Origin of the sequence: Labrenzia sp. OB1 (assembly GCF_001624695.1) — a bacterium.
In the GTDB taxonomy this organism is placed as follows: Bacteria; Pseudomonadota; Alphaproteobacteria; order Rhizobiales; family Stappiaceae; genus Roseibium.
The window spans coordinates 93,606-117,309 of sequence record NZ_JSEP01000017.1 but is presented as its reverse complement, the minus strand read 5'-3'; the positions used below and the strand labels follow the sequence as shown (position 1 = coordinate 117,309).

Genomic DNA, 23,704 nt, shown 5'->3' with positions numbered 1-23,704 from the left:
GGAGCAGATCATGACATTGGTAAGTGAACCGGCAAGCTTCCTCCAGGTACGGCGCGCGCAACCAAGAGCAGCGCGCGGCTCTGTTTCTTCCAGCGCCGTCAAATCCCGTGTTTACGTCGCCATGCTGGCCTTTGCCTGCGTTTATGCGGCGATAGGTGGTCGGCTGGTGCTTCTTGCCCAGATGGAAGAGGCCCCGTCGACAGCATGGATCTCCGCCCAGGATTCAGTTGCCGCCTCGCGCCCGGATCTCATCGACCGCAATGGCGAAATTCTGGCAACGGACATCAAGACTACTTCGCTTTACGCCGAACCGCGCCGCATCCTCGATGTGGATGAGGCGCTCGAAGGCTTGATCCGGGTCCTGCCGGATCTGGAGCAAAATACCGTACGCCGGCGTCTGGAAAGCGGTACGGGTTTTGTCTGGCTTAAACGGGAGATGACACCCCGGCAGGCGGAGCAGGTGCATAATCTTGGTCTTCCGGGAATAGGATTCCTGTCGGAAAATCAGCGTTTCTATCCGGGTGGGCCGACCGCCGGGCACATTGTTGGCTCCGTCAATGTGGACAATCAGGGGCTCGCGGGGATCGAGAAATACATCGATGATGCCTGGCTTGCCGAACTCCAGTCGCTGGGTTTTGCCTCCGACCGGACGATAGAGCCGGTGCGCCTTTCCGTCGATCTGCGCGTTCAGCATGTGGTGCGGGACGAACTGGTCAAGGCGATGGAGCGCTACAGGGCGATTGCAGCGGCCGGGATCGTGCTCGACGCGAAGACCGGAGAGGTCGTCGCGATGTCTTCCCTGCCGGATTACGATCCGAATGACAGGTCCCAGGCGCTGGAAAAGGACCGGTTGAACCGGGCCACCGGGGGCGTCTTCGAAATGGGGTCGGTGTTCAAGGCCTTCACAGTCGCTATGGCGCTGGATTCAGGAACGGTCTCCATCAACGACAGCTTCGATGCAACCCGGCCGATCCGGGCGGCGGGGCGTACGATTACGGATTTCCACGGGAAAAACCGCATTCTCTCCGTGCCCGAAATCTTCATTTATTCGTCCAATATCGGCACCGCGAAAATGATGCTGGCAACCGGCATTTCCAGGCAGCAGGAATTCTTCAAGCGCCTGCATCTGACGGAGCGTCTGAAGACGGAGCTGCCTGAAAACGCAGCGCCTCTGCTGCCGCCAAAATGGAACGAACTGGCGGCCATGACGATCTCCTTCGGTCACGGTATTTCCGTAACGCCGATGCAGACAGCTGTTGCGGCGGCGGCGTTGGTGAATGGCGGCAAACTTTATCCGCCGACTTTCCTGCCGAGGAGCCAGGAAGAGGTTCAAGCCGTTGCCAAACAAGTTATTTCTCCGGACGTCAGCCGGATGATGCGGTATCTTTTCCGCCTCAATGTGCTGTCCGGATCCGGACGCAGGTCAGACGTGCCAGGATATACGGTCGGCGGCAAGACCGGTACTGCCGAAAAGATCGAGAACGGCCGTTACATCAACGACAAGCGCCGGAATTCCTTCCTGTCGGCATTTCCGATGGACGATCCGCGATATGTGGTGCTGGTTGTTCTGGATGAGCCAAAACCGGAGCGTGAGGGCATTGGGGCAACTGCCGGTCTCAACACTGCGCCGACTGTGGGGGCAATCATCCGGCGTTCGGCGCCGATGCTTGGTGTCATGCCGCGTTTCGGCAAGGGGGATGAACCGATCGAGATTTCCTACTAAGGAGATATAACTTCCTGAATTACTGCGTTCAAATGACCGCAGACTGTTCTAGGAACGTTTTGAAGACCGGCGGGGTCGCAGCCGTTATCCGGTCTTCATCCACAGCGACTGCAAGACGACGCACGAACCGGATGATCGGATGAGATGGATCTTGAATATTTAGCAGCCGGCCTGACATTGCCGGATGCGGCTGGCAGCCTGAAAATAACTGGTTTGACAGCAGACAGCCGGAAAGTTGAACCCGGCTTTCTGTTCGCGGCCTTCAAAGGTGTATCCGTTGATGGAACACGCTTCGCCGCGAATGCGGTCGCAGCCGGGGCTGTTGCGATTCTGTGCTCCGACGATGCAGTGGCGGCGGTGCGTGACAGCTGTCCGCAGCATACGGTCGTCCTGGGTGCACATGAGCCCCGTCAGGTTTTTGCCAGAATGGCCGCCCGGTTTTACGGCGCCCAGCCGGATACGATTGTCGCGGTTACGGGAACAGCCGGAAAAACCTCGGTAGCCCACTTTGCCCGCCAGATTTTTCAAGCCGCCGGACATCCGGCAGCGAGCCTGGGAACCCTGGGAACAATCAGGCCGGACGGTGAAAGCTATGGCGGCCTAACGACGCCCGATCCGGTGGCGCTTCACAAAGAACTTTCGGACCTTGAGGCCGAAGGGATCAACCATGCCGCGCTGGAGGCTTCTTCCCACGGGCTTGATCAGTTTCGTCTCGACGGTGTGCGGCTGACGGCAGCAGCCTTCACGAACCTCGGCCGCGATCATATGGATTATCACGCGAGCATCGAGGACTACCTGAACGCCAAGCTGCGCCTTTTTTCCGAACTGCTCCCGGTGGGAGGAACGGTGGTGGTCGACCCGGGCGAGAAATACGCCGATCGGGTTCTGGCAGTCGCCGAAACACGCGGACTTCCCGTTCTGACCGTTGGTGAAACAGGCAGGGATCTCAAGCTAACCGGGAGAAAGCCCGCCGGTGCGGCGCAGCAGCTGACTTTGCAGACGGTTCGCGGCGAGTACAAAGTGACCCTGCCACTGATCGGCCGCTTCCAGGTTTCCAATGCACTGGTCGCCGCGGGGCTTGCGATCGCGGCAGGGATCGATACCGGCACGGCTCTGCGTGCGCTGGAAAACCTGAAGGGCGCACCCGGCCGGCTTGAACTTGCCGGAAAAACCAGGACCGGCGGACTGGTTTTTGTCGACTACGCCCACAAGCCGGATGCGCTGGACAATGCACTTGCCGCCTTGCGGCCGTTCACGGAGGGAGCACTTTCCGTCGTGGTGGGCGCCGGTGGCGACAGGGACCCGGGCAAGCGCGTTCTGATGGGCGAAGCCGCCGCCCGGCATGCGGATCTGGTGATCATCACTGACGACAATCCCCGCTCCGAAGACCCTGCAACGATCCGCGAGGCGGTGCGGCAGGGGGCGCCGGATGCACTGGAGATCGGCGACCGGTTCGAGGCAATCGCGGAAGGTGTCCGGCAACTGGCGAAGGGCGATATCCTGTGTGTGGCGGGAAAAGGTCATGAAACCGGCCAGATTGTTGGCGACACAGTGATTCCCTTTTCGGATCACGAAGCCGTTATGCGCGCCATAAGCGTTGAAGGAAACACATGAGCGACCCGCTTTGGACATTGGATGCCTTTGTTGAAGCTGCCGGTGGCAGCGCCAAAGGCGATATTGGCGCGGACATTACCGGAATATCCATCGACAGCCGTACGCTTGAAACCGGCGATGCCTTCGTTGCGATCAAGGGTGACCGGCTGGACGGCCACGACTATGTCGCCGCTGCGCTGGACGCAGGGGCGTCACTTGCGCTGGTTGCCGAGGAGAGTCTGATGGATTTGCCCGATGACGGCCGTTATGTCGTGGTGGCCGATCCGCTGGAAGCACTGCGCGGTCTCGCGACCGCTGCCCGCGCCCGCACCGATGCCCGCATCGTGGCGGTGACAGGCTCCGTCGGCAAGACGGGAACCAAGGAAGCCCTCCGGCTTGCTCTCGAACCTTCCGGAAAGGTGCATGCTTCTGTCGCGTCTTTCAACAATCACTGGGGTGTGCCGCTCACCCTCGCGCGCATGCCGAAGGACACCAACTACGGCATTTTCGAAATTGGCATGAACCATGCGGGGGAAATCATTCCTCTGGTCAAGATGGTGCGCCCGCATGCGGCGATCATCACAACGGTCCAGCCGGTTCATCTTGAGTATTTCGACTCCGTGGAGAAGATCGCCAAGGCGAAAGCCGAAATTTTCGAAGGCCTGGAGCCCGGCGGTGTCGCCATCCTCAACAGGGACAATCTTCAGTTCGATCTGCTGAAATTTCTGGCTGCGACAGCCGGAGTTTCCAGGATTCATACGTTCGGCGAAAATCCGGCCGCCGACAGCCATATTGAAAAGACGGTCGGCTATCCGGCCGGGTCGAGTGTGGACGCCGTTATTCTGGGTCAGGAAATTACCTACAAGATCGGCGCGCCCGGCAAGCACCATGTGAAAAACAGCCTTGCCGTCCTGACCGCCGTGGCGGATCTCGGCGCCGACCTTGCCAAGGCCGGCCTCGCGCTGGACACCATGCGCGCACCCAAGGGGCGCGGGCAGGTGAGCCGGTTGCCGCTGCCGGACGGCGAACTCAATCTCATCGATGAAAGCTATAATGCCAACCCAGCCTCCATGCGTGCCGCGTTTGCCGTTCTGGGAGAGGCGCCGATCAAGCGGCCCGGCCGCCGCATCGCGGTCATCGGCGATATGCGTGAACTCGGCGAGGATGCCGACCGCCTTCATGCCGAGCTTCTTAAGCCGATCAGCGATGCGCACATAGACGCGGTCTATTGTGCAGGCCCGCATATGCATGCGCTCTGGAAAGAGCTGCCACACGATCTTCGGGGGCATTACTGCGAGGACGCAAAAGATCTGGAAGACGTGCTTTTGAGCGAGGTACGGCCGGGCGATGTTGTTATGATCAAGGGATCGCTCGGAACCCGGATGGGCCCGCTTGTGGAGGCCCTGAAAAGAGAATACCCGCCTGCGGAAGACAGCGCGGCGGCATAAGGGATAACTGATGTTTTATTTTTTGGGGCAATTCGCCGATCAGATCTCCGCACTGAACGTCTTTCGGTACATTACGTTCCGGACCGGCGGCGCGATCATGACCGCCCTGTTTTTTGTGTTCCTGTTCGGGCCCAAGATCATTTCCAGCCTGCGCATCCGGCAGGGCCATGGTCAGCCGATCCGTGCCGACGGACCGGAAAGCCATCTCCTGACCAAGAAAGGCACGCCTACCATGGGCGGGCTGATGATCCTCTCCGGCGCTCTGGTCGCCGCCCTCCTGTGGTCGGATCTTTCCAATCCTTATGTCTGGGTGGTGACCGGCGTGACACTGGGCTTCGGCAGTATCGGCTTTTATGACGATTACCTGAAAGTGACCAAGTCCTCGCACAAGGGATTCGGCGGCAAGGCGCGTCTGGGGCTGGAATTCCTGATCGCGGGCGCTGCCGCCTTCGCGGTAACAATTCTCGATTCATCACAGTCCTCGTCAGCGATCACCTTCCCCTTCATCAAGGATTTCACGCTTAATCTCGGCCTGTTTTTCATTCCCTTCGCGGCTTTCGTGATGGTCGGCGCCGGAAATGCGGTCAACCTGACCGACGGCCTGGACGGGCTCGCAATCGTGCCTGTGATGATTGCCTGCGCCTCCTTCGGGCTGATCGCCTATCTCTCGGGCAATGCGGTCTTTGCAAATTATCTGCAGATCCATCATGTCGCCGGGACGGGTGAACTTGCCGTGATCTGCGGCGCGGTGATCGGCGCCGGTCTCGGCTTCCTTTGGTTCAACGCGCCGCCGGCCGCCATATTTATGGGTGACACTGGTTCCCTGGCGCTCGGCGGCATGATCGGAGCCATCGCGGTTGCCACCAAGCACGAGATCGTTCTCGCCATCATTGGCGGCCTTTTCGTTCTCGAGGCCGTCTCGGTGATCGTGCAGGTCATCTCCTTCAAGCTGACAGGCAAACGCGTCTTCCGGATGGCGCCGATCCACCATCATTTCGAGATCATGGGCTGGACGGAAAGCCAGGTGGTTATACGCTTCTGGATCATTGCGGTTGTTCTGGCCCTGCTCGGTCTTGCCACACTGAAGTTGAGGTAAGCCGCATGATCCCTGTCACCACATTTGAAAACAGCACTGTCGCTTTGTTCGGGCTGGGCGGGTCCGGCCTGGCGACAGCGCGGGCACTCAAGCTGGGTGGCGCGAATGTGGTGTGTTTCGATGATAATGAAGATCGGGTCGGGCAGGCGGCAGCCGAGGGGCTTGAGACCCGCGACCTGCGCGAGCTGGACTGGAGCGGCATCGCCGCCCTCGTTTTGGCACCCGGTGTGCCGCTGACCCATCCGGTGCCGCACTGGTCGGTGGATCTTGCCCGAGACGCGGGTGTGGAGATCATCGGCGATGTTGAGCTTTTCTGCCGCGAGCGACGCAAGATTTGTCCGGACGCGCCCTTGATCGCGATCACGGGCACCAACGGCAAATCGACCACCACTGCGCTGATCGGTCATCTACTACGTGAACTGGGTCTCGATGTGCAGGTTGGCGGGAATATCGGCACACCGGTTCTTGAGCTGGAACCGCCGCAACCCGGCCGCCACTACGTTCTTGAGTGTTCTTCCTACCAGATCGACCTTTCTCCGACGCTGGACCCGACCGTCGGCATACACATGAACCTGTCGCCGGATCATCTCGACCGGCACGGCACCATCGAATACTACGCAGCTATCAAGGAGCGGCTTGTGGCCGGGTCCAAGGTCGCGGTTGTCGGCGTTGACGACCTTAATTCCTCTTCTATAGCCGACCGGCTGGAACTGGCGCGCAAGCCGGTCTGCCGGATTGCCGGAGAGCGGGAGCTCACCAGCGGTATCTATGCCCGCCATGGCCGTCTGATCGAAGCTCGTGACGGCAGCCAGAGCGAAGTTGCGCTCCTGGGCGGGATCGACAGCCTGCGCGGCGATCACAACGGCCAGAATGCAGCCGCAGCTTTCGCCGCACTCAGGGCGCTGGAGCTCCCCGCAGGAGAGATTGCCGCGGCTTTCACGTCCTTCCCGGGTTTGCATCACCGCATGGAAGTGGTGGCAAAACAGGGTCGGGTGCTCTTTATCAACGATTCCAAGGCCACCAACGCCGACGCAGCCGCAAGAGCCCTCGCCAGCTTCGAGAGGATCTACTGGATTGCAGGCGGACGGGCAAAGGAAGGCGGCATTTCCTCGCTGGACGAGTATTTTCCGAGGATCGCGAAGACGTTTCTGATCGGGGAAGCGGCCGAGGATTTCGCCAAAACGCTTGAAGGCCGCGTTCCGTACAAGGTCAGCGGCACGCTGCCTCAGGCAGTGGCGGACGCGGTGCGCGAGGCGGCTGAAGACGGGGCGGAGGAAATCGCCATTCTGCTTTCTCCCGCCTGCGCCAGCTTCGACCAATACCGGAACTTCGAACTGCGGGGCGTTGCTTTTGTGGACGCGGTGCGTGCCTTGCCTGGTACCGGCAATACGCAGGAGGTCGCCTAGATGGTGTCACGCGCTGATCGCAGCCGGTTCGCCGAGTGGCTCTGGACCGTGGATCACTATCTGCTCGCGGCCTTCGGCCTGCTGATGGTCGGGGGCGTGGTGCTGTCCTTCGCCGCAAGTCCGCCGGTTGCCGAACGGCTCGGTGTGGAGACTTTTTTCTTCGTCAAGCGTCAGGCCCTGTTTCTCCTGCCGGCAATCGCGGTCATGCTGGCGGCGTCGCTCATGTCGCCGCGCGCGATCCGGCGCGCCGCGCTGATCGTGTTCGTTGTCTCTCTGGTCCTGATGGTGGCGACGCTGTTCGCCGGTTTTGAAGCCAAGGGCGCGCGCCGCTGGATCTACATCGCCGGTTTCTCCCTGCAGCCTTCAGAGTTCCTGAAGCCGGCATTCGTGGTGCTGATCGCTTTCCTTTTGTCGGAAAGCGGCCGGCGGCGGGAGGTTCCCGGCGTCCTGTTCGCCTTCGTGCTGTTCGCCATCTGCGCGGCGCTTCTGATCGCGCAACCCGACTTTGGCCAGACTATGCTTCTGGGCCTCGTCTGGGCGGGGCTTTTCTTTCTCAACGGCATTTCCTGGGTTCTTATTATGGCGCTTGGGCTGATCGGCATTGCCGGTCTGTTCGCAGCCTATGCATTCCTGCCGCATGTGACCAATCGCGTGGACCGGTTCCTGGATCCGAGTTCCGGGGATACGTTTCAGGTCGATACGGCGATGGATTCCTTTCTTGCGGGAGGGTGGTTCGGGCGCGGTCCGGGAGAAGGTACGGTAAAGCGCATTCTGCCCGACAGCCACACGGATTTCATTTTCGCGGTTGTCGGCGAGGAGTTCGGCGTCCTGGCCTGCCTGCTGCTGGTTGCCGTCTTCGCCTTTATCGTCATTCGCGGCCTGAATCATGCGGGACGGGACCAGGATGCCTTCAGCCGTCTCGCAACGGCGGGACTTGTGGTTCTCTTCGGCCTGCAGGCAACCATCAATCTTGCCGTCAACCTGCATCTCATGCCCTCCAAGGGCATGACCCTGCCTTTCATTTCCTATGGAGGCTCGTCGCTTTTTTCGTCTGCCATGACGGCTGGTGCCATTCTGGCTCTGACCCGGAGGCGACCGCAGCCTTCCCGTAGTGATGCCGTTACCGTGAGCAGGTTGTCGCCATCGTCGCTGATGTAAAGCCAGATCAAACATTAGGCCAGAAGCCGGATTTTATGACAAAAACAGTACTCCTGACGGCCGGCGGAAGCGGTGGCCACCTTTTCCCCGCCCAGGCGCTTGCCAGTGAACTTCTCCGGCGCGGTTGGACCGTTGAACTGGCAACGGACGAGCGGGCCGACAAATACGGCTCGGCCTTTCCGGCTCGCAAGGTTCATATCATCGCATCTGAAACCATCCGGGGCCGCAATCCTGTTTCGCTTGCAAGAACGGCCTTCAGCCTGCTGCGCGGCACGCTTCAGGCCAGATCCGTGATCCGGACGCTCAAACCTGATGTCGTCGCCGGATTCGGTGGTTATCCGACCTTCCCGCCAATGTATGCCGCGCGCCTGGCCGGTACGCCTTCCATATTGCATGAAGCCAATGGCGTCATGGGCCGTGCGAACAGATTGTTGGCCAAGGGCGTAACCGCGATTGCCACAAGCGTGCCTATCGTCAACCTGCCCGAAGATCTGGCCAGCAAGCTTGTTGAAACCGGCAACCCGGTTCGCGATGCGGTTCTGGCTGCATCTGAGCTGCCGTATTCAGCGCCGCTGCCCGGCGGAGAATTCAACCTGCTTGTCTTCGGCGGGTCACAGGGGGCGCGGTTTTTCTCCGACCTTGTTCCCCAGGCGCTGGCAGACCTTCCATCCGAGATACGCGCCCGGCTCAGGATCGTGCAGCAATGCCGTCCGGAAGACATGGAACGCGTGCAGAGCGTCTACGATTCACTTGGTGTTCAGGCCGAATGCGCGCCTTTCTTTCAGGACATGCCTCAGCGTATTGCTCAGGCGCACCTGGTCCTGTGCCGCTCCGGAGCCTCTTCGGTGAGCGAACTCAGCGTACTTGGCCGGCCGTCGATACTGGTTCCGCTGCCCGGTGCGCTCGATCAGGACCAGGCTGTCAATGCCAGCGTTCTGGAAAAAATCGGCGGCGCCTGGCCGATCCGGCAGGTGGATCTGTATCCCGAGCGACTTGCAAAGGAGATTATCCGTTTCACGGAGGCGCCGGAGATGCTTGCAACAGCAGCTGAAAAGGCTCGCGGGATCGCAAGACCGGACGCGGTGAAACATCTCGCGGACCTGGTCGAAAAGGTCGCCAACGAACAAGGAGAACGGCCATGAAAATGCCGCAGGATATCGGCCCCGTCCATTTCGTCGGGATCGGCGGGATCGGCATGAGCGGGATTGCCGAAGTGCTCAAGACCCTCGGCTATCAGGTTCAGGGGTCCGATATGGCGGAAAACGCCAATGTGCAACGCCTCCGCTCTCAAGGCATCGAGGTCAAGGTGGGTCATGATGCAGACAATCTCGGCGATGCGGAAGTTCTTGTCGTGTCATCGGCGATCCGGAAAGACAACCCGGAGCTGGTTGCCGCCCGCGAGAAACTGATCCCGGTAGTTCGGCGCGCTGAAATGCTGGCTGAGCTGATGCGCTTCAAGCAGGCCATTGCCGTCGGCGGGACCCACGGCAAGACAACGACAACCTCGATGGTGGCTGCGCTGCTGGATGCCGGTCATCTCGATCCCACGGTCATCAATGGCGGCATCATCAATGCCTACGGTACCAATGCCCGTATGGGCAAAGGCGACTGGATGGTCGTGGAAGCCGATGAAAGCGACGGCACCTTCGTCAAGCTTCCGGCGGATGTGGCGGTCGTGACCAATATCGACCCTGAGCATCTCGATCACTACGGCGATTTCGCAGGGGTTCGTGCCGCCTTCCGGCAGTTCGTGGAAAATGTGCCGTTCTACGGATTTGCGGTCATGTGTCTGGACCATCCGGAAGTTCAGACCATGATCGGGGCGATCGAGGACCGGCGGGTCGTCACTTATGGGACCAATCCACAGGCCGATGTCCGCTTCACCGATGTCTCGATGGATGGTGGCAAGTCGGTTTTCTCGGTCACCATCCGCGACCGGCGGACGGGTGAGACAATCGAGCTGAAGGATCTGGTCTTGCCGATGCCGGGTCTGCATAACGTCTCCAACGCCACAGCCGCTCTTGCGGTGGCTTCCCAGCTTGGAGTGGGGCCTGAGGAGCTTAAGAAGGGCATATCCACCTTCGGTGGCGTCAAGCGCCGCTTCACCCCGACCGGCACGGCTGGCGGTGTTCAGATCTTCGACGATTACGGCCATCATCCGGTCGAGATCAAGGCGGTGCTGCATGCCGCGCGCGAGTCGACGAAGGGCAAGGTCATCGCAATCATGCAGCCGCATCGGTATTCAAGGCTCGCAAGCCTGTTTGACGATTTCTCGAATTGCTTCAACGATGCCGATGCTGTGATCATCGCGCCGGTTTATGCCGCGGGCGAACAGCCGATTGAGGGGGCAGCACATACCGATCTTGTCTCGGGGATGAAAACCCGGGGGCATCGCAACGTCCGGTCCATCGAGAGTCCTGAGGAATTGCCTGCGCTGGTGAAGGAGCTGGCGGGACCAGGAGATTTCGTGATCTGCCTTGGAGCGGGCAACATCACCCAATGGGCGTATGCGTTGCCGAAACAGCTCGAAGCGCTCTGAGGGAGACTTTTAATGGGTTTCCCCGATCTTCTTGAAGCCGTCCCGGGTCTCGGCGAAGACATTCGCGGCAGGCTGACAGCCAATCAGCCTCTCTCCTCTGTGACCTGGCTGCGCACCGGCGGTCCGGCGCAGCTCATGTTCCAGCCGGCCGACGAGGCGGATCTTTCAGCGTTCTTGAAGAAACTGCCGAAAGACATTCCCGTTCTTCCGGTTGGTCTCGGCTCGAACCTCCTGATCCGGGACGGCGGTCTGGAAGGTGTTGTGATACGCCTGAGCGCCAGGGGGTTCGGGGCCATCGAGAAAATTGGCGGCGACCGGCTCAGCGCCGGGGCTGCGGTGCCCGACAAACGTCTCGCGGAAGCCGCCGCGGAGGCCGGTCTTGGCGGTTTTGCATTTTACACGGGCATTCCCGGAGGACTGGGCGGTGCCCTGCGCATGAATGCGGGCGCTCACGGTACGGAAACCCGCGAGCGGATGGTGGAGCTCATCGCTTATGACCGTGACGGCAACCGCCAAGTGCTGACCAATGCCGACATGGGCTATGCCTACAGGCACTCTTCGGCTCCCAATGATCTGATTTTCACTGCCGCGGTTTTTGAAGGTGTGCCCGGTGATGAGGCGTCGATCCGGGCGGAGATGGCGGATGTTGTCGCGCATCGGGAAAAGGCGCAGCCGATCCGGGAAAAGACAGGCGGCTCGACTTTCAAGAACCCGCCTGGAACCTCGGCCTGGAAGGCCGTCGACGCGGCCGGATGCCGTGGGCTGACGGTCGGCGGTGCGCAAATGTCGGAAATGCACTGCAATTTCATGATCAACACCGGCGATGCCACCGGACACGACCTGGAGCTGCTCGGCGAAACCGTGCGGGCGCGAGTCCTGCAGCACAGCGGTATCAGACTGGAATGGGAAATAAAGCGGCTGGGACGGTTCGGACCCGATGGTCCTGTCGAACCGTTTCTGGGTGAAGAAGAGGAGGCTGCGTAATATGGCCGGAAAACATGTTGCCGTTCTGATGGGAGGCTGGGTCAACGAACGGCCGGTAAGTCTGTCAACCGGGAAGGAATGCGCCGACGCCCTGGAAGAAGCCGGCTACCGGGTGACCCGTATCGATGTGGACCGGGATATATCCGCCGTCCTGCGGGATCTGCGGCCCGATGTTGCCTTCAATGCCCTTCATGGCCCCTATGGCGAGGACGGCTGCATTCAGGGAATATTAGAGTTTCTTAACATCCCCTATACGCACTCCGGCGTGATGGCATCGAGCCTGGCGATGAACAAGGTGAAGGCCAAGGCGGTCATGGCGGCAGCCGGAATCCCGGTAACCGAACATGTGATCGTGAACCGTCGCGACATCCTTCGCGAACATCCCATGAAGCCGCCTTATGTGCTCAAGCCGATCAACGAGGGCTCCAGCTTCGGCGTATTGATTGTCCAGAAAGATCAAGAGTTTCCGCCGCAAGAGCTGAGCCGGGATGACTGGCCCTTTCCTGAGGTGCTGATGTGCGAGAAATTCATCGCGGGCCGGGAATTGACATGTGCTGTCATGAATGACCGGTCACTTGGCATCATAGATATTCTTCCGCAGGGGCAAGGCTTCTACGATTATGAAGCGAAATATGCACATGGCGGTTCAAAACACATTCTTCCTGCGAAAATTTCACCGATTGTTTACCAAAACATAGAGACACTAGCAGTCAAGGCCCATCAGGCTCTGGATTGCCGGGGTGTTTCCCGTGCGGATTTCCGATTCGACGAACGGGAAGACGGCTCCGGAGACCTGATTTGTCTCGAAGTAAACACGCAGCCAGGCATGACGCCTACCTCTCTTGTGCCGGAATTGGCGGCCTATCAGGGGATGAGTTTCAGGGACCTGGTTAGCTGGATGGTTGAGGACGCAAGTTGCTGTCGCTAGGACGCAAACATAAACGCAATGCTCTTACCCGCCTGGAGGCCGAACTGGCTCCGCGCGGGCGTGGTGTCGCGCGTTTGCATCGTCAGCCTGTCTGGCGCGCCGCCGGGCGCCTCATGGAATTGCCGCAGTGGGCAGGTTCTGCTGCTGCGCTGGGTTTCTTAACCTTAACAATTAGTTATGGAATAGTCATAGGGGGACATGGCCGGATCGTTTCCGATGCGCTGCTGTCCGCCGCAGGCTTTGGTGTTGAAGCCGTGAAGCTTTCCGGCCAGCGGGAAATCGACGAGTTCCAGATCCTCGAAGCGCTCGAAATCCATGATGGCACATCCTTGGCACTCTTTGATGCCGCAGGGGCACGTGAGCGTTTGAACCGCATGGCGTGGGTGAAGAACGCCTCTGTCATGAAGCTCTATCCGAGCACGCTTCAGATCAGCATCGAGGAGCGGGTTCCCTATGCTCTTTGGCAGCGGGGCGACCTGGTCTCGATCATCAACGAATCAGGCGACGTGATCACCGACGATGTCGATGGCCGTTATGCAAACCTTCTTCTCGTGGTCAATCACGGAGCACAGCGCCGGGCGGTGGAAATAAATTCGGCTCTGTCAGCCGTTCCAGAGCTGCGGCCGCGTGTGCGCGCGGCGTTTCTGGTCAGCGATCGGCGCTGGGACCTGCAGCTTGAAAACGGCATCTCCATCCGTTTGCCGGAAAACAATATTCATGCCGCTCTGGCGGACCTGGTGAAAATGGATGAGGAAAGCGGTCTGCTGTCGCGCGATATCATGGCGATAGATTTGCGTCTCGCCGATCGGGTGACAGTCCGACTGTCGGACGAAGCTGCCGAGCAGCGCAAGGTCATGACCGGCGGCAAGGGACAGTCCGGCAAGAAGGAGCGCGATACATGAGCCGCTCCTCCAGCCACCTTTATCTGCCAAAAATGCGGCCGCTTCCAACGCGGCGCGCGGTCATCATGTCTGTGCTGGACGTGGGCTCAACGAAAGTCTGCTGCCTGATCGCAAAGCTTGTGCCGCGGGACGACAAGTCGATCCTGTCGAGCCGATCCCACAAGGTGGAAGTGCTCGGCTATGGGTATCAGCGCTCGCGCGGCATCAAGTCCGGTGTTGTGGTCGACATGGACGCGGCCGAACAGGCCATTCGTCAGGCGGTCGACAGCGCGGAGCGGATGGCCGGCGTGACGGTGGAATCGCTTATTTCGAATATCAGCTGCGGCCGTCTGCAGAGCGAAATCTACAGTGCCGGCGTGCCGCTGGCTGGCGACAGCGTGTCCGAGGCCGATATCCAGCGGGTTCTTTCCGCCGGCTCCAGTCACTCGGTCACCGATGGACGGGCGGTCACGCACGCATTGCCTATCTCCTATTCGCTGGACGGCAGTCGCGGTATTCGTGACCCGCGCGGCATGATGGGGCACAAGCTCGGTGTCGAAATGCAGGTTGTCACAGCTGAAGTGCCGCCTGTACGCAATCTGGAACTCTGCATCAACCGTGGCCATCTTCACGTTGAAACCATGGTGGCGACACCCTTTGCCAGCGGGCTGTCCACCATTGTCGACGATGAAGCGGAGCTGGGAGTTGCGTGCATCGACATGGGCGGCGGCACGACGACCCTATCGGTCTTCGTGGACGGTCACATGGTGCATCTGGACGCGATTGCCGTCGGCGGCAACCACGTCACCACCGACATTGCCCGCGCCTTCGCGACCCGCCTCCAGGATGCGGAGCGCCTGAAAACCCTTTATGGCTCGCCGCTGGCTTCCGGCTCGGACGATCGTGACCTGCTCACGGTGCCGCCGCTGGAAAGCGACAGCGACCTGCCGAACCAGATCCCGCGCTCGGCGCTGACCCGGGTCATCCGCCCGCGTGTGGAAGAAATCCTAGAACTCGTGAGAGATCGCCTGACTGCCTCCGGTTTTGCCGGTCGGGTAGGCAAGCAGATTGTTCTGACAGGGGGTGCAAGTCAGCTCACGGGTCTTGGAGAAGTTGCGCGTCACGTCCTGGGGCGCAACGTCCGTCTTGGCCGGCCACTTGGTGTCGCCGGTCTTCCCGAGGCTGCCAAAGGTCCGGCATTTGCCGCCGCGGTCGGCCTCTTGATTTATCCGCAAGTCGCTCAAATCGAACAGTTCGAACACAAGAACCGGAGATCTGGGTGGGGCGGGCAATCTGGTTATCTGGCCCGTGTGGGCCAGTGGATCAGGGAAAGCTTCTGACGACATGAGCCAAGAAGACGAAAGCCAGGAATTTGTGCTGCCAGCAATGGCGGAGAAGATTAGGGAAGAAGAGGCCACTCCCGTATCGGGGGCGCCATTGGGTCGCGAGGATAATATGACCATCAACCTGAAGATGCCCGACATTCAGGAGCTGAAGCCGCGGATTACGGTCTTCGGCGTCGGCGGTGCGGGCGGAAACGCCGTCAATAACATGATCACAGCAGGCCTCCAGGGGTGCGACTTCGTTTGCGCCAACACGGATGCCCAGGCGCTGGCCATGAACCAGTCCGAACGCCTCGTCCAGATGGGCGTGGCGGTCACGGAAGGTCTTGGCGCTGGCTCTCAGCCGGAAGTCGGCTCAGCCGCGGCCGAGGAAGTGATCGACGAGATCAACGACCATCTGTCCGGATCGCACATGGTGTTCATCACCGCCGGCATGGGCGGTGGCACCGGTACCGGTGCGGCTCCCGTGATTGCCCGTGCGGCACGCGAACAGGGCATTCTGACCGTTGGTGTTGTGACCAAGCCGTTCCAGTTCGAAGGCGCCCGCCGGATGCGGATCGCGGACAGCGGTATCGAAGAGCTGCAGCGCAGCGTGGACACGCTGATCGTCATTCCGAACCAGAACCTGTTCCGCATCGCCAATGCACAGACCACTTTCGCCGACGCCTTCGCGATGGCCGATCAGGTGCTTTACTCCGGTGTTGCCTGCATCACCGACCTGATGGTGAAGGAAGGTCTCATCAACCTCGACTTTGCCGACGTTCGTTCCGTTATGCGCGGCATGGGCAAGGCAATGATGGGCACGGGCGAAGCAAGTGGCGAAAAGCGCGCGCAGCAGGCGGCTGAAGCTGCCATTGCCAACCCGCTTCTCGACGAATCCTCCATGAAAGGGGCCCGGGGCCTTCTCATCTCCATCACCGGCGGTAACGATCTGACGCTGTTTGAAGTGGATGAGGCAGCGACCCGTATCCGCGAGGAAGTCGATGCGGACGCCAATATCATCCTGGGAGCGACATTCGATGAAACCCTCGATGGCATCATCCGGGTTTCGGTCGTGGCGACCGGCATTGACAAGGAGGAAGCCCTCGCGGCCAACACGTTTCCCTCCGCAGGAGCCCAATCCCTGAATGCCGAGATGCCTGCACCCGCGCGTATCCCGGAATTCACAACGGCGAAGCCGGCGGCAACCGCTGAAAAAGCCAATGCCATGGACGCTGCGGCAAAGGCAGTTGCCAGCCTGGAGAAAGAACTGGCAATTCCGGACCCTCAGCCGGTGTCCGTCGCCAGCGATCCGGATGTGGAGATCAAGCGCGTACAGCCTTCGAGCGCCGCTCTTGCCGGCAAGGCCGCGATGATGGATCTCGATGGGGAAGCGCCTGCACAGGTCGTCGAGGATGCACCGCTCAGCAAGCCGTATATTCCGCCGGCTGCCGAGGAGCACACCACCAATTCGCGCATGCCGCGGGTCGAGGACTTTCCGCCTATCGCCCAGCGTGAGTTGCGGGCACAGCAGACCACTGCAAGCCCCGCCCGGCAACCTTTGGCAAACGAGGCTTCCGCAGCCCCGGCGCAGCCTGCAGCACCTGCCGCAGGCTACGAGGAGCATGATGAGGAAGACCGGCGCCCGATGGGTCTTCTGCGCCGTCTCGCCAGTGGCCTCGGCCGCCGGGAAGACGAGGAGGATGAGCTCGATGCGGAGGCTCCGGTTACCCGGTCCGCACCGCAGCTGCAGCCTGCGCAACAGGCCGCACCGCGCGCGCCTCAGCAACGTCCTTCCACCCAGGGCGCGGCTGGCCAGCTGGACGGCACTGGCCGGGCAGCACCCAAGCCGGTTACCACGACTGATGACGAACAGTTGGAAATTCCGGCTTTCCTCCGCCGTCAGGCCAACTGATTCCTCACGCGATTATCTTCCCTGATCGCAGCAGCCCGGAGCTCACGCTTCGGGCTGTTTTCTTTTAGGTCGGAATTGGCCTATTATTTCAGCATCTTGCGAAGCTGTGTATCGTTACAAACCGTAATAAAGCTTTATTTCGCTCTCTTCGGCATCGGGATTATCTTCCCGGAAATCGTGATCGTTAAAAGTCCGTAACCTTCAGTGGGTAAATCCCGGGCTATTTCCGATCGCTAACCGGAAGGGCAGAACATATGACAACTTATGTCGATCGACAGACAACACTCGCCGATCAGGTAACCCTGACCGGGGTGGGTGTTCATTCGGGCAAGCCCGTGTCGATCACATTGGTGCCAGCCGAAACTGGTGTGGGGATTGTGTTCACCCGAACCGACAAGGAAACTTCCTCGGAGCTTCCCGCTCAATGGAACAAGGTTTCCTCAACGGCTCTTTGCACGGTGCTTGGCGATCCCGCCGGCGAAGGTGTCGCGACTGTAGAACATCTGATGGCCGCACTCGTCGGCATGGGCGTCGACAATCTCGTTGTAGAGATCGACGGACCGGAAATGCCGATCATGGACGGCAGCAGTTCGGCATTCGTCGAGGCGATCGAGCAGGTTGGACTCAAGAAGCTTGACCGCGGCCGCCGGTATCTCAAGATCAAGAAGACCGTTCGTGTCGACAATGGCGGTGCCTGGTGTGAACTGCATCCTTACGACGGGACCAAGTTCGACATCACGATCGATTTCGACACCCCGCTGATCGGCCGGCAGCAGTTCGTGTCCGACTTGACGCCGCAGGTGTTCCGCGACGAACTTTCCCGCGCACGGACCTTTGGCTATGTGAAGGATGTCGAGCAGCTCTGGAAAATGGGTTTTGCTCTTGGCTCTTCGCTGGAAAACTCCGTGGCCATTTCCGAAGACAAGGTTCTCAATCCCGAAGGCACACGCTGGCCGGATGAGTTCGCACGTCACAAGGCGCTGGATGCCGTTGGCGATCTTGCCCTTGCCGGACTGCCTATCCTGGGCCTTTACCGCTCCTACAAGGGCGGCCACAAGATGAACAACGCCATTCTGGTCAAACTGTTTGAAGACCCGAGCGCTTTCGAAATCGTCGAAGCCCCGGCTTTCCGTCAGGTCGGTCAGGTGGACAAGGGCGGCCTGGCCGCGTCTGCAGCCTTCGGGCCGGACGTTTCCTGATCGTGTCCCCTGCTGTTTTTCGCAAACGACCGTTTTTCAATTCGGCGAAAATCAGCACAATTTGGACGGCCTGCCACAAATTTGCTTAAAAAATCCGTCAGATGGCCGATGAGGACGTGACGGGGACGGGTGCTTTCCGCTAAACACTCCTGTCGATGAAATACGTGGCCGTCTTAAAACTGGCCGGTTGGGCCGCTGCGGCCCGGGAGTATAGGCGTGAACGGAATGGACACTGGTTCTGAAGCAAGCGGAACCAAGGGTATGAAATTCTTCCTGAGACTGGCCGTCCTGGCCGCACCGCTGCTTCTGGCGGCTTGCGGAGGCAAGGACGATCTCGACGACCTTGCCCTCAACGACACGCCACCGGAAGTTCTCTTCAACGAAGGCCTCGCGTTGCGTGCTCAAGGCAAATTGCGTGATTCCACCGAGAAGTTCGAGGAGCTGGACAAGCTCTACCCCTATTCGGAATACTCCAAGAAATCGCTCGTCAACCTCGCCTACCTGAATTACACGCGCGGCAAATACACCGAGACGATAACGGCGGCCAAGCGATTTGTGACGCTTTATCCGGGCGACGAAGATTCCGCCTATATGCTGTATCTCGCCGGCCAGAGCTATTTCCGCCAGATGCCCGACATCACCCGCGATCAGGCCGTCACCCGGAAAGCAGCCGGCGCGTTCACCGAACTCGTCCAGCGTTTCCCGGAATCCGAATATGTGCCGGATGCGGAACAGAAGCTGCGGATCGTGAAGGATCAGCTGGCCGGCAAGGAAATGCAGGTCGGTCGCTACTATCTGGAAAAGCGCAACTACGTTGCCGGCATCAACCGCTTCAAGACCGTGGTCGTCGACTATCAGACCACGCGGCATGTGGAAGAGGCGCTGTTTCGTCTGACGGAAGCCTATTATGCGCTTGGCGTTGTGAACGAGGCGCAGACTGCTGCGGCGGTACTCGGACACAACTATCCGGACAGCCAGTGGTATAAGGACGCCTATTCGCTGTTGAACAAGGGTGGATACCAGCCTTCCGAAGACAGCGGAAGCTGGATCAGCCGCGCCTTCAAAAGTATCTAGAGCGTGTCTCACTCATCTGGAAGCATTTGAGCGAGACAAGCGCAAACATGCTCTGGAAAGACGACCCGATTCTCCTATATGGTGGATCGCGCCGAACCGTAGGCCATGCCCTTAGGAGCTTCCCTTCATGCTGGTCACGCTGTCTATCCGTGACATCGTTCTAATAGACCGTCTTGATCTTGATTTTTCCGCTGGAATGTCGGTTCTGACCGGCGAAACCGGTGCGGGAAAATCGATTTTGCTCGATTCCCTGTCGCTGGCTCTGGGAGCCCGAGGAGACGCGGATCTGGTCCGTCATGGCGAACCTCAGGGACAGGTGACCGCTGTTTTCGACGTGGTCGCCGCCCATCCAGTGCGTGCGTTCTTGCAGCAAAACGATGTTGATGATGATGGCGATATCATCCTGCGCCGCATCCAGACCGCCGATGGACGGACGCGGGCGTTCGTCAATGACCAACCGGTCAGTGCGGGCCTGTTGCGCCAGGCTGGCGGCCTGCTGGTGGAAATCCATGGACAGCACGATGATCGTGCTCTCGTTGATCCGGAAAGCCACCGGGCGCTGATCGACGTGTTCGGCGGGCTTGTCGGCGACTGCGGGACTGTGGGGAAGGCTTTTTCAACCTTCAAGGCAGCGGAAAAAGCAGTAACCGACCACGAGAAACGGATTGAGGCTGCGCGCAATGAAGCCGATTTCCTGCGCTCTTCGGTGGATGAACTGTCCGGTTTGCGGCCCGAGGCAGGTGAAGAGGATCAGCTCGCTGCGCGACGCACGGATATGATGCAGGTGGAAAAGATCGCCGGAGACCTGAATGAGGCCTTCGAAACACTGAATGGATCGGCTTCGCCTATCCCCGAACTTGCAAGCCTGCTGCGCCGCCTCGAGCGCAAGGCCGATCAGGTTCCGGTTCTCCTTGCGCCGCCTGTGCGCACGCTTGCTGAAGCGCTGGACCTTCTTGAGGACACACGTGCCAGCCTTGAGAGCGCCCTGCGTGAGACGGAGTTCGATCCGCGTGAGCTGGAAGCAGTGGAAGAACGCCTGTTCGCGCTGCGCGCGGCCTCGCGCAAGTATTCAGTGCCTGTGGATGATCTGGTGATGCTGCGTGAGCGCATGGCCGGGGATCTTGCCGATCTCGATGCTGGCGAGGACAAGCTGGCCGCTCTTTCCGAGGCGGCGGCCAAGGCGCGGGCGGATTATGACAGGAAGGCAACTGCCCTTTCGGAAAAGCGGCGCAAGACGGCGCGGGCGCTGGAAAAGGTGGTGCTCGCGGAATTGCCGGACCTGAAGCTGGAACGCGCCAGGTTTATCGTCGAAATGCAAAGCGATCCGCAAACCACGGGCCGGTCGGGTATCGATCAGATCGAGTTTCACGTACAGACCAATCCGGGCACACGCCCCGGTCCGATTATGAAAGTTGCCTCGGGAGGGGAACTGTCGCGTTTTCTTCTGGCGTTGAAGGTGTCGCTTGCTGACAAGGGTTCTGCCCCAACCCTGGTCTTTGACGAGATCGATACGGGTGTTGGCGGCGCGGTTGCCGAAGCTATCGGCCTGCGTTTGGCGCGCCTGGCGGACAAGGTTCAGGTGCTGACGGTAACCCATGCGCCGCAGGTTGCGGCACGTGCGGAAGGTCATTTCCTGATCGCCAAGGAAGCGATGAAAGCGGACCGTGTCGCAACGCGGGTCAAACGGATCGACGAAAGCCATCGCCGCGAGGAAATCGCGCGCATGCTGGCCGGCAGCGTCATAACGGACGAAGCGCGTGCCGCGGCGGGCAAGCTGCTTACGGAAACGGCAGGATAAGGATCCCGCCGCAGCCTTATCCGGGCGCATGCACTATCAACTCTTGAGCCTCGGGTTTGGTTCCGGTATCCGGTTAATACCAAAGAGTGTTCATCATGACTCGTCTGACCGCGTTTGGAGGCCTTTCGGTCAGGCGTGTGTCGCGGGGAGGTGCGGTTTCTCGGACAAGACGCGCAACGTCGTGCGAAGGGCGTCCGAGCGCGACCTTCGGTGACCCGTTTACGCCCGCCGGATTTCGTTGCACCGCTCGCCCGGTCAACCGGACCGCGCGACGCGATGCGCCTTGCCGGCAGACGGAAATCCGCCATCAGATGGGTCATAATCAATACTCTTTGGTATAAAACCGGCATTCCACTCAGGCCCGCGAAGACATCATGACCGACAGCTCAACATCCCGGATTGGCATCGAGGATCTCACCCAGGAAGAAGCTCAGGTGGAGCTGAAACGTCTGGCCACGGAAATTGCCGGGCACGACCGGAGCTATCACCAGGAAGACGCCCCGACGATTTCTGATGCGGACTATGACGCGTTGCGCCGTCGCAATGCGGACATCGAGGCGCGGTTTCCGGGTCTGATCCTCGCAGAGAGCCCGTCACATCAGGTTGGTGCGGCCCCGGTGTCCGGCTTCGGCAAGATCACGCACCGGATGCCGATGCTGTCGCTGGACAATGCGTTCAGCGACGAGGATGTAAGCGACTTCGTCGGCCGGGTGCGCCGCTTCCTGAAATTCGATCCGCTGATGGGGGCATTGGCCGTCACGGCCGAGCCGAAAATCGACGGCCTGTCGCTGTCCCTGCGCTACGAAAACGGCGATCTCATCCACGCGGCAACCAGGGGCGACGGTACCACCGGTGAAAACGTGACGGCCAATGCCAGAACGATTGCCGACATTCCGAAGAAGCTCGCCGGTGATGTTCCGGACGTGGTGGAGGTGCGTGGTGAAGTCTATATGGCGCACAAGGACTTCCAGGCGCTCAACGAGCGCATGGCCGCCAATGGCGGCAAGGTCTTCGCCAATCCGCGCAATGCGGCCGCGGGATCGCTCCGTCAGCTCAAGCCGGAAATCACCGCTTCTCGGCCGCTACGCTTTTTCGCTTATGCGTGGGGAGAGATGACTGCGCTGCCGGAAGACACGCAGTCGGGCATGGTCGATCGGATGCGGGCCTGGGGCTTCCAGGTCAATCCGTTGATGAAACGCTGTGAAACCGTCGACGAATTGCTGGCGGTCTATCACGGCATCGAGGAAAGCCGGGCCGAACTCGACTATGATATCGACGGTGTTGTCTACAAGGTCGACCGGCTGGATCTGCAGGAGCGGCTGGGGTTCGTCTCCCGTTCTCCCCGCTGGGCCATCGCCCACAAGTTTCCGGCCGAGCAGGCCTTCACGCTTCTCAACGATATCGAGATCCAGGTGGGCCGCACCGGCGCTCTGACGCCCGTCGCCAAGCTCGAACCGATCACCGTGGGCGGCGTGGTCGTTTCCAATGCGACGCTGCACAACGAGGATTACATCAAGGGGATCGGACAGGACGGCGAACCCATTCGTGGCGGCAAGGACTTGCGGATTGGCGACACGGTGAAGATCCAGCGGGCGGGTGACGTCATCCCGCAGATCGTCGATGTCGATCTGGACAAACGTCTCGAGGACGCGAAGCCCTACGAATTTCCGACCGTCTGTCCTGCCTGCGGCAGTCACGCTGTGCGCGAGGAAAACGAGAAGACCGGCCGCAAGGATGCGGTGCGCCGCTGCACAGGCGGGCTTATCTGCCCGGCGCAGGCGAGCGAAAAACTCAAGCACTTCGTCTCCCGCAATGCCTTCGATATCGAAGGACTCGGCGACAAGCAGGTCGATGCATTCTACCAGGAAGGACTTGTGACGACGCCGGCGGAGATCTTCACGCTGGAGGAGCGGGACAGGCAGTCCCTGACCAAGTTGCGCAACCGCGAAGGCTGGGGCGCTTTGTCGGCGAAGAACCTGTTCGAAGCCATCAATGTCCGCCGGAACATCGATCTCAACCGCTTTATCTTTGCACTGGGTATCCGCCATGTCGGTGAGGGCAACGCCAAGCTGCTGGCGCGGGCCTATGGGTCCTGGAGTGCGTTTTACCAGGCGATGCAGGCTGCCCATGACGAGACCGGCGAGGCCTGGGCCGAACTCAACGACATCGACGGGATCGGCCATATCGTTGCCGAAGCGCTGGTCGAATTCTTCGCGGAGGCCCACAACCGCGAGCAATTGGACAAACTGCTGGCTGAGGTGACCCCGAAGGATTCGGAAAAGGTAGATGCATCCGGCTCGCCGGTCGCCGGCAAGACCGTGGTCTTTACCGGTTCTCTTGAACGTATGACCCGCGACGAAGCCAAGGCCATGGCGGAACGCTTCGGGGCGAAAGTGTCCGGATCAGTCTCCAAGAAGACCGACCTCGTCGTTGCCGGTCCGGGAGCCGGCTCCAAGCTTAAGAAGGCGCAGGAACTGGAAGTCGAGGTCATATCCGAAGACGACTGGTTCGATCTGGTTGGCGGGTGACCGCGTCGCTCGCCGTTGACTATGAATTTCGTTGGGGAAGCAGGTCGGAATCCTGTCGAATTTGTCGCTCTGAATTTTCCGAATTCATGACTTGGCAAAAATAACAATGATT

General features: G+C 60.2%; 18 protein-coding genes. 17 read left to right on the top strand and 1 reads right to left on the bottom strand.

The features are described from left to right. The first annotated feature begins 10 nt into the window (after nucleotides 1-10). From OA90_RS20355 to OA90_RS20310, 10 genes are all read left to right on the top strand, one after another. On the top strand, nucleotides 11-1,723 hold the full coding sequence (locus OA90_RS20355; RefSeq protein WP_068416565.1) for a penicillin-binding protein 2: 1,713 nt from the start codon (nucleotides 11-13) through the stop codon (nucleotides 1,721-1,723). A gap of 144 nt (nucleotides 1,724-1,867) precedes the next feature. Further along, nucleotides 1,868-3,337, top strand: a complete 1,470-nt coding sequence (locus OA90_RS20350; protein ID WP_068416557.1) for a UDP-N-acetylmuramoyl-L-alanyl-D-glutamate--2,6-diaminopimelate ligase — start codon at nucleotides 1,868-1,870, stop codon at nucleotides 3,335-3,337. Continuing rightward, nucleotides 3,334-4,764, top strand: coding sequence for a UDP-N-acetylmuramoylalanyl-D-glutamyl-2,6-diaminopimelate--D-alanyl-D-alanine ligase (locus OA90_RS20345; protein ID WP_068416554.1), 1,431 nt, complete (start codon nucleotides 3,334-3,336; stop codon nucleotides 4,762-4,764). Before OA90_RS20350 ends, OA90_RS20345 begins: the two co-directional genes overlap by 4 nt. 10 nt (nucleotides 4,765-4,774) lie before the next feature. Beyond that, entirely contained in the window at nucleotides 4,775-5,860 is a 1,086-nt protein-coding gene (mraY, locus tag OA90_RS20340; RefSeq protein ID WP_068416551.1) for a phospho-N-acetylmuramoyl-pentapeptide-transferase, read from the top strand. 5 nt (nucleotides 5,861-5,865) lie between these two features. Next, the gene (murD, locus tag OA90_RS20335) at nucleotides 5,866-7,266 is read left to right on the top strand and encodes a UDP-N-acetylmuramoyl-L-alanine--D-glutamate ligase (protein ID WP_068416548.1); all 1,401 of its coding nucleotides are present in this window, start codon (nucleotides 5,866-5,868) and stop codon (nucleotides 7,264-7,266) included. Beyond that, nucleotides 7,267-8,424 (top strand): putative lipid II flippase FtsW, encoded by a 1,158-nt coding sequence (gene ftsW, locus OA90_RS20330; protein ID WP_068416546.1) that lies wholly within the window; start codon nucleotides 7,267-7,269, stop codon nucleotides 8,422-8,424. Between the two features lie 35 nt (nucleotides 8,425-8,459). Beyond that, nucleotides 8,460-9,566, top strand: a complete 1,107-nt coding sequence (gene murG, locus OA90_RS20325) for an undecaprenyldiphospho-muramoylpentapeptide beta-N-acetylglucosaminyltransferase (protein WP_068416544.1) — start codon at nucleotides 8,460-8,462, stop codon at nucleotides 9,564-9,566. Then, on the top strand, nucleotides 9,563-10,963 hold the full coding sequence (murC, locus tag OA90_RS20320; protein WP_068416541.1) for a UDP-N-acetylmuramate--L-alanine ligase: 1,401 nt from the start codon (nucleotides 9,563-9,565) through the stop codon (nucleotides 10,961-10,963). Before murG ends, murC begins: the two co-directional genes overlap by 4 nt. A gap of 12 nt (nucleotides 10,964-10,975) precedes the next feature. Next, entirely contained in the window at nucleotides 10,976-11,947 is a 972-nt protein-coding gene (murB, locus tag OA90_RS20315; protein WP_068416537.1) for a UDP-N-acetylmuramate dehydrogenase, read from the top strand. 1 nt (nucleotide 11,948) lies between these two features. After that, nucleotides 11,949-12,875, top strand: a complete 927-nt coding sequence (locus tag OA90_RS20310; RefSeq protein WP_068416534.1) for a D-alanine--D-alanine ligase — start codon at nucleotides 11,949-11,951, stop codon at nucleotides 12,873-12,875. A 164-nt stretch (nucleotides 12,876-13,039) separates the two neighbouring features. On the opposite strand, the gene OA90_RS29595 is transcribed toward OA90_RS20310, so the two are convergent. Further along, on the bottom strand, nucleotides 13,040-13,192 hold the full coding sequence (locus tag OA90_RS29595) for a hypothetical protein (protein ID WP_244274681.1): 153 nt from the start codon (nucleotides 13,190-13,192) through the stop codon (nucleotides 13,040-13,042). Here OA90_RS29595 and OA90_RS20305 point away from each other — a divergent pair. From OA90_RS20305 to ligA, 7 genes are all read left to right on the top strand, one after another. Continuing rightward, nucleotides 13,130-13,777, top strand: a complete 648-nt coding sequence (locus OA90_RS20305; RefSeq protein WP_068416638.1) for a cell division protein FtsQ/DivIB — start codon at nucleotides 13,130-13,132, stop codon at nucleotides 13,775-13,777. The two genes, OA90_RS29595 and OA90_RS20305, sit on opposite strands and share 63 nt — an antisense overlap. Then, complete coding sequence (ftsA, locus tag OA90_RS20300; RefSeq protein WP_068416531.1) at nucleotides 13,774-15,096, top strand: cell division protein FtsA; 1,323 nt, start codon at nucleotides 13,774-13,776, stop codon at nucleotides 15,094-15,096. The genes OA90_RS20305 and ftsA overlap by 4 nt, the downstream gene beginning before the upstream one ends. A 115-nt stretch (nucleotides 15,097-15,211) precedes the next feature. Continuing rightward, the gene (gene ftsZ / locus OA90_RS20295; RefSeq protein WP_068416635.1) at nucleotides 15,212-16,993 is read left to right on the top strand and encodes a cell division protein FtsZ; all 1,782 of its coding nucleotides are present in this window, start codon (nucleotides 15,212-15,214) and stop codon (nucleotides 16,991-16,993) included. Nucleotides 16,994-17,247: 254 nt separating this feature from the next. Continuing rightward, nucleotides 17,248-18,192, top strand: coding sequence for a UDP-3-O-acyl-N-acetylglucosamine deacetylase (gene lpxC / locus OA90_RS20290; RefSeq protein WP_068416523.1), 945 nt, complete (start codon nucleotides 17,248-17,250; stop codon nucleotides 18,190-18,192). Between the two features lie 261 nt (nucleotides 18,193-18,453). Then, entirely contained in the window at nucleotides 18,454-19,266 is an 813-nt protein-coding gene (locus tag OA90_RS20285) for an outer membrane protein assembly factor BamD (protein ID WP_082837172.1), read from the top strand. A gap of 127 nt (nucleotides 19,267-19,393) precedes the next feature. Further along, complete coding sequence (gene recN / locus OA90_RS20280; protein ID WP_068416518.1) at nucleotides 19,394-21,064, top strand: DNA repair protein RecN; 1,671 nt, start codon at nucleotides 19,394-19,396, stop codon at nucleotides 21,062-21,064. A gap of 374 nt (nucleotides 21,065-21,438) precedes the next feature. After that, nucleotides 21,439-23,592: an NAD-dependent DNA ligase LigA gene (ligA, locus tag OA90_RS20275; RefSeq protein ID WP_068416515.1), complete on the top strand. Its 2,154-nt coding sequence runs from the start codon at nucleotides 21,439-21,441 to the stop codon at nucleotides 23,590-23,592. Nucleotides 23,593-23,704: the final 112 nt, after the last annotated feature.

Excerpts from the sequence above, each read along its gene's own strand:
- OA90_RS20355 (WP_068416565.1), top strand. The coding sequence starts at position 11 with ATGACATTGGTAAGTGAACCGGCAAGCTTCCTCCAGGTACGGCGCGCG.
- OA90_RS20350 (WP_068416557.1), top strand. The coding sequence starts at position 1,868 with ATGGATCTTGAATATTTAGCAGCCGGCCTGACATTGCCGGATGCGGCT.
- OA90_RS20345 (WP_068416554.1), top strand. The coding sequence starts at position 3,334 with ATGAGCGACCCGCTTTGGACATTGGATGCCTTTGTTGAAGCTGCCGGT.
- mraY (WP_068416551.1), top strand. The coding sequence starts at position 4,775 with ATGTTTTATTTTTTGGGGCAATTCGCCGATCAGATCTCCGCACTGAAC.
- murD (WP_068416548.1), top strand. The coding sequence starts at position 5,866 with ATGATCCCTGTCACCACATTTGAAAACAGCACTGTCGCTTTGTTCGGG.
- ftsW (WP_068416546.1), top strand. The coding sequence starts at position 7,267 with ATGGTGTCACGCGCTGATCGCAGCCGGTTCGCCGAGTGGCTCTGGACC.
- murG (WP_068416544.1), top strand. The coding sequence starts at position 8,460 with ATGACAAAAACAGTACTCCTGACGGCCGGCGGAAGCGGTGGCCACCTT.
- murC (WP_068416541.1), top strand. The coding sequence starts at position 9,563 with ATGAAAATGCCGCAGGATATCGGCCCCGTCCATTTCGTCGGGATCGGC.
- murB (WP_068416537.1), top strand. The coding sequence starts at position 10,976 with ATGGGTTTCCCCGATCTTCTTGAAGCCGTCCCGGGTCTCGGCGAAGAC.
- OA90_RS20310 (WP_068416534.1), top strand. The coding sequence starts at position 11,949 with ATGGCCGGAAAACATGTTGCCGTTCTGATGGGAGGCTGGGTCAACGAA.
- OA90_RS29595 (WP_244274681.1), bottom strand. The coding sequence starts at position 13,192 with ATGGATTTCGAGCGCTTCGAGGATCTGGAACTCGTCGATTTCCCGCTG.
- ftsA (WP_068416531.1), top strand. The coding sequence starts at position 13,774 with ATGAGCCGCTCCTCCAGCCACCTTTATCTGCCAAAAATGCGGCCGCTT.
- ftsZ (WP_068416635.1), top strand. The coding sequence starts at position 15,212 with ATGACCATCAACCTGAAGATGCCCGACATTCAGGAGCTGAAGCCGCGG.
- lpxC (WP_068416523.1), top strand. The coding sequence starts at position 17,248 with ATGACAACTTATGTCGATCGACAGACAACACTCGCCGATCAGGTAACC.
- OA90_RS20285 (WP_082837172.1), top strand. The coding sequence starts at position 18,454 with ATGAAATTCTTCCTGAGACTGGCCGTCCTGGCCGCACCGCTGCTTCTG.
- recN (WP_068416518.1), top strand. The coding sequence starts at position 19,394 with ATGCTGGTCACGCTGTCTATCCGTGACATCGTTCTAATAGACCGTCTT.
- ligA (WP_068416515.1), top strand. The coding sequence starts at position 21,439 with ATGACCGACAGCTCAACATCCCGGATTGGCATCGAGGATCTCACCCAG.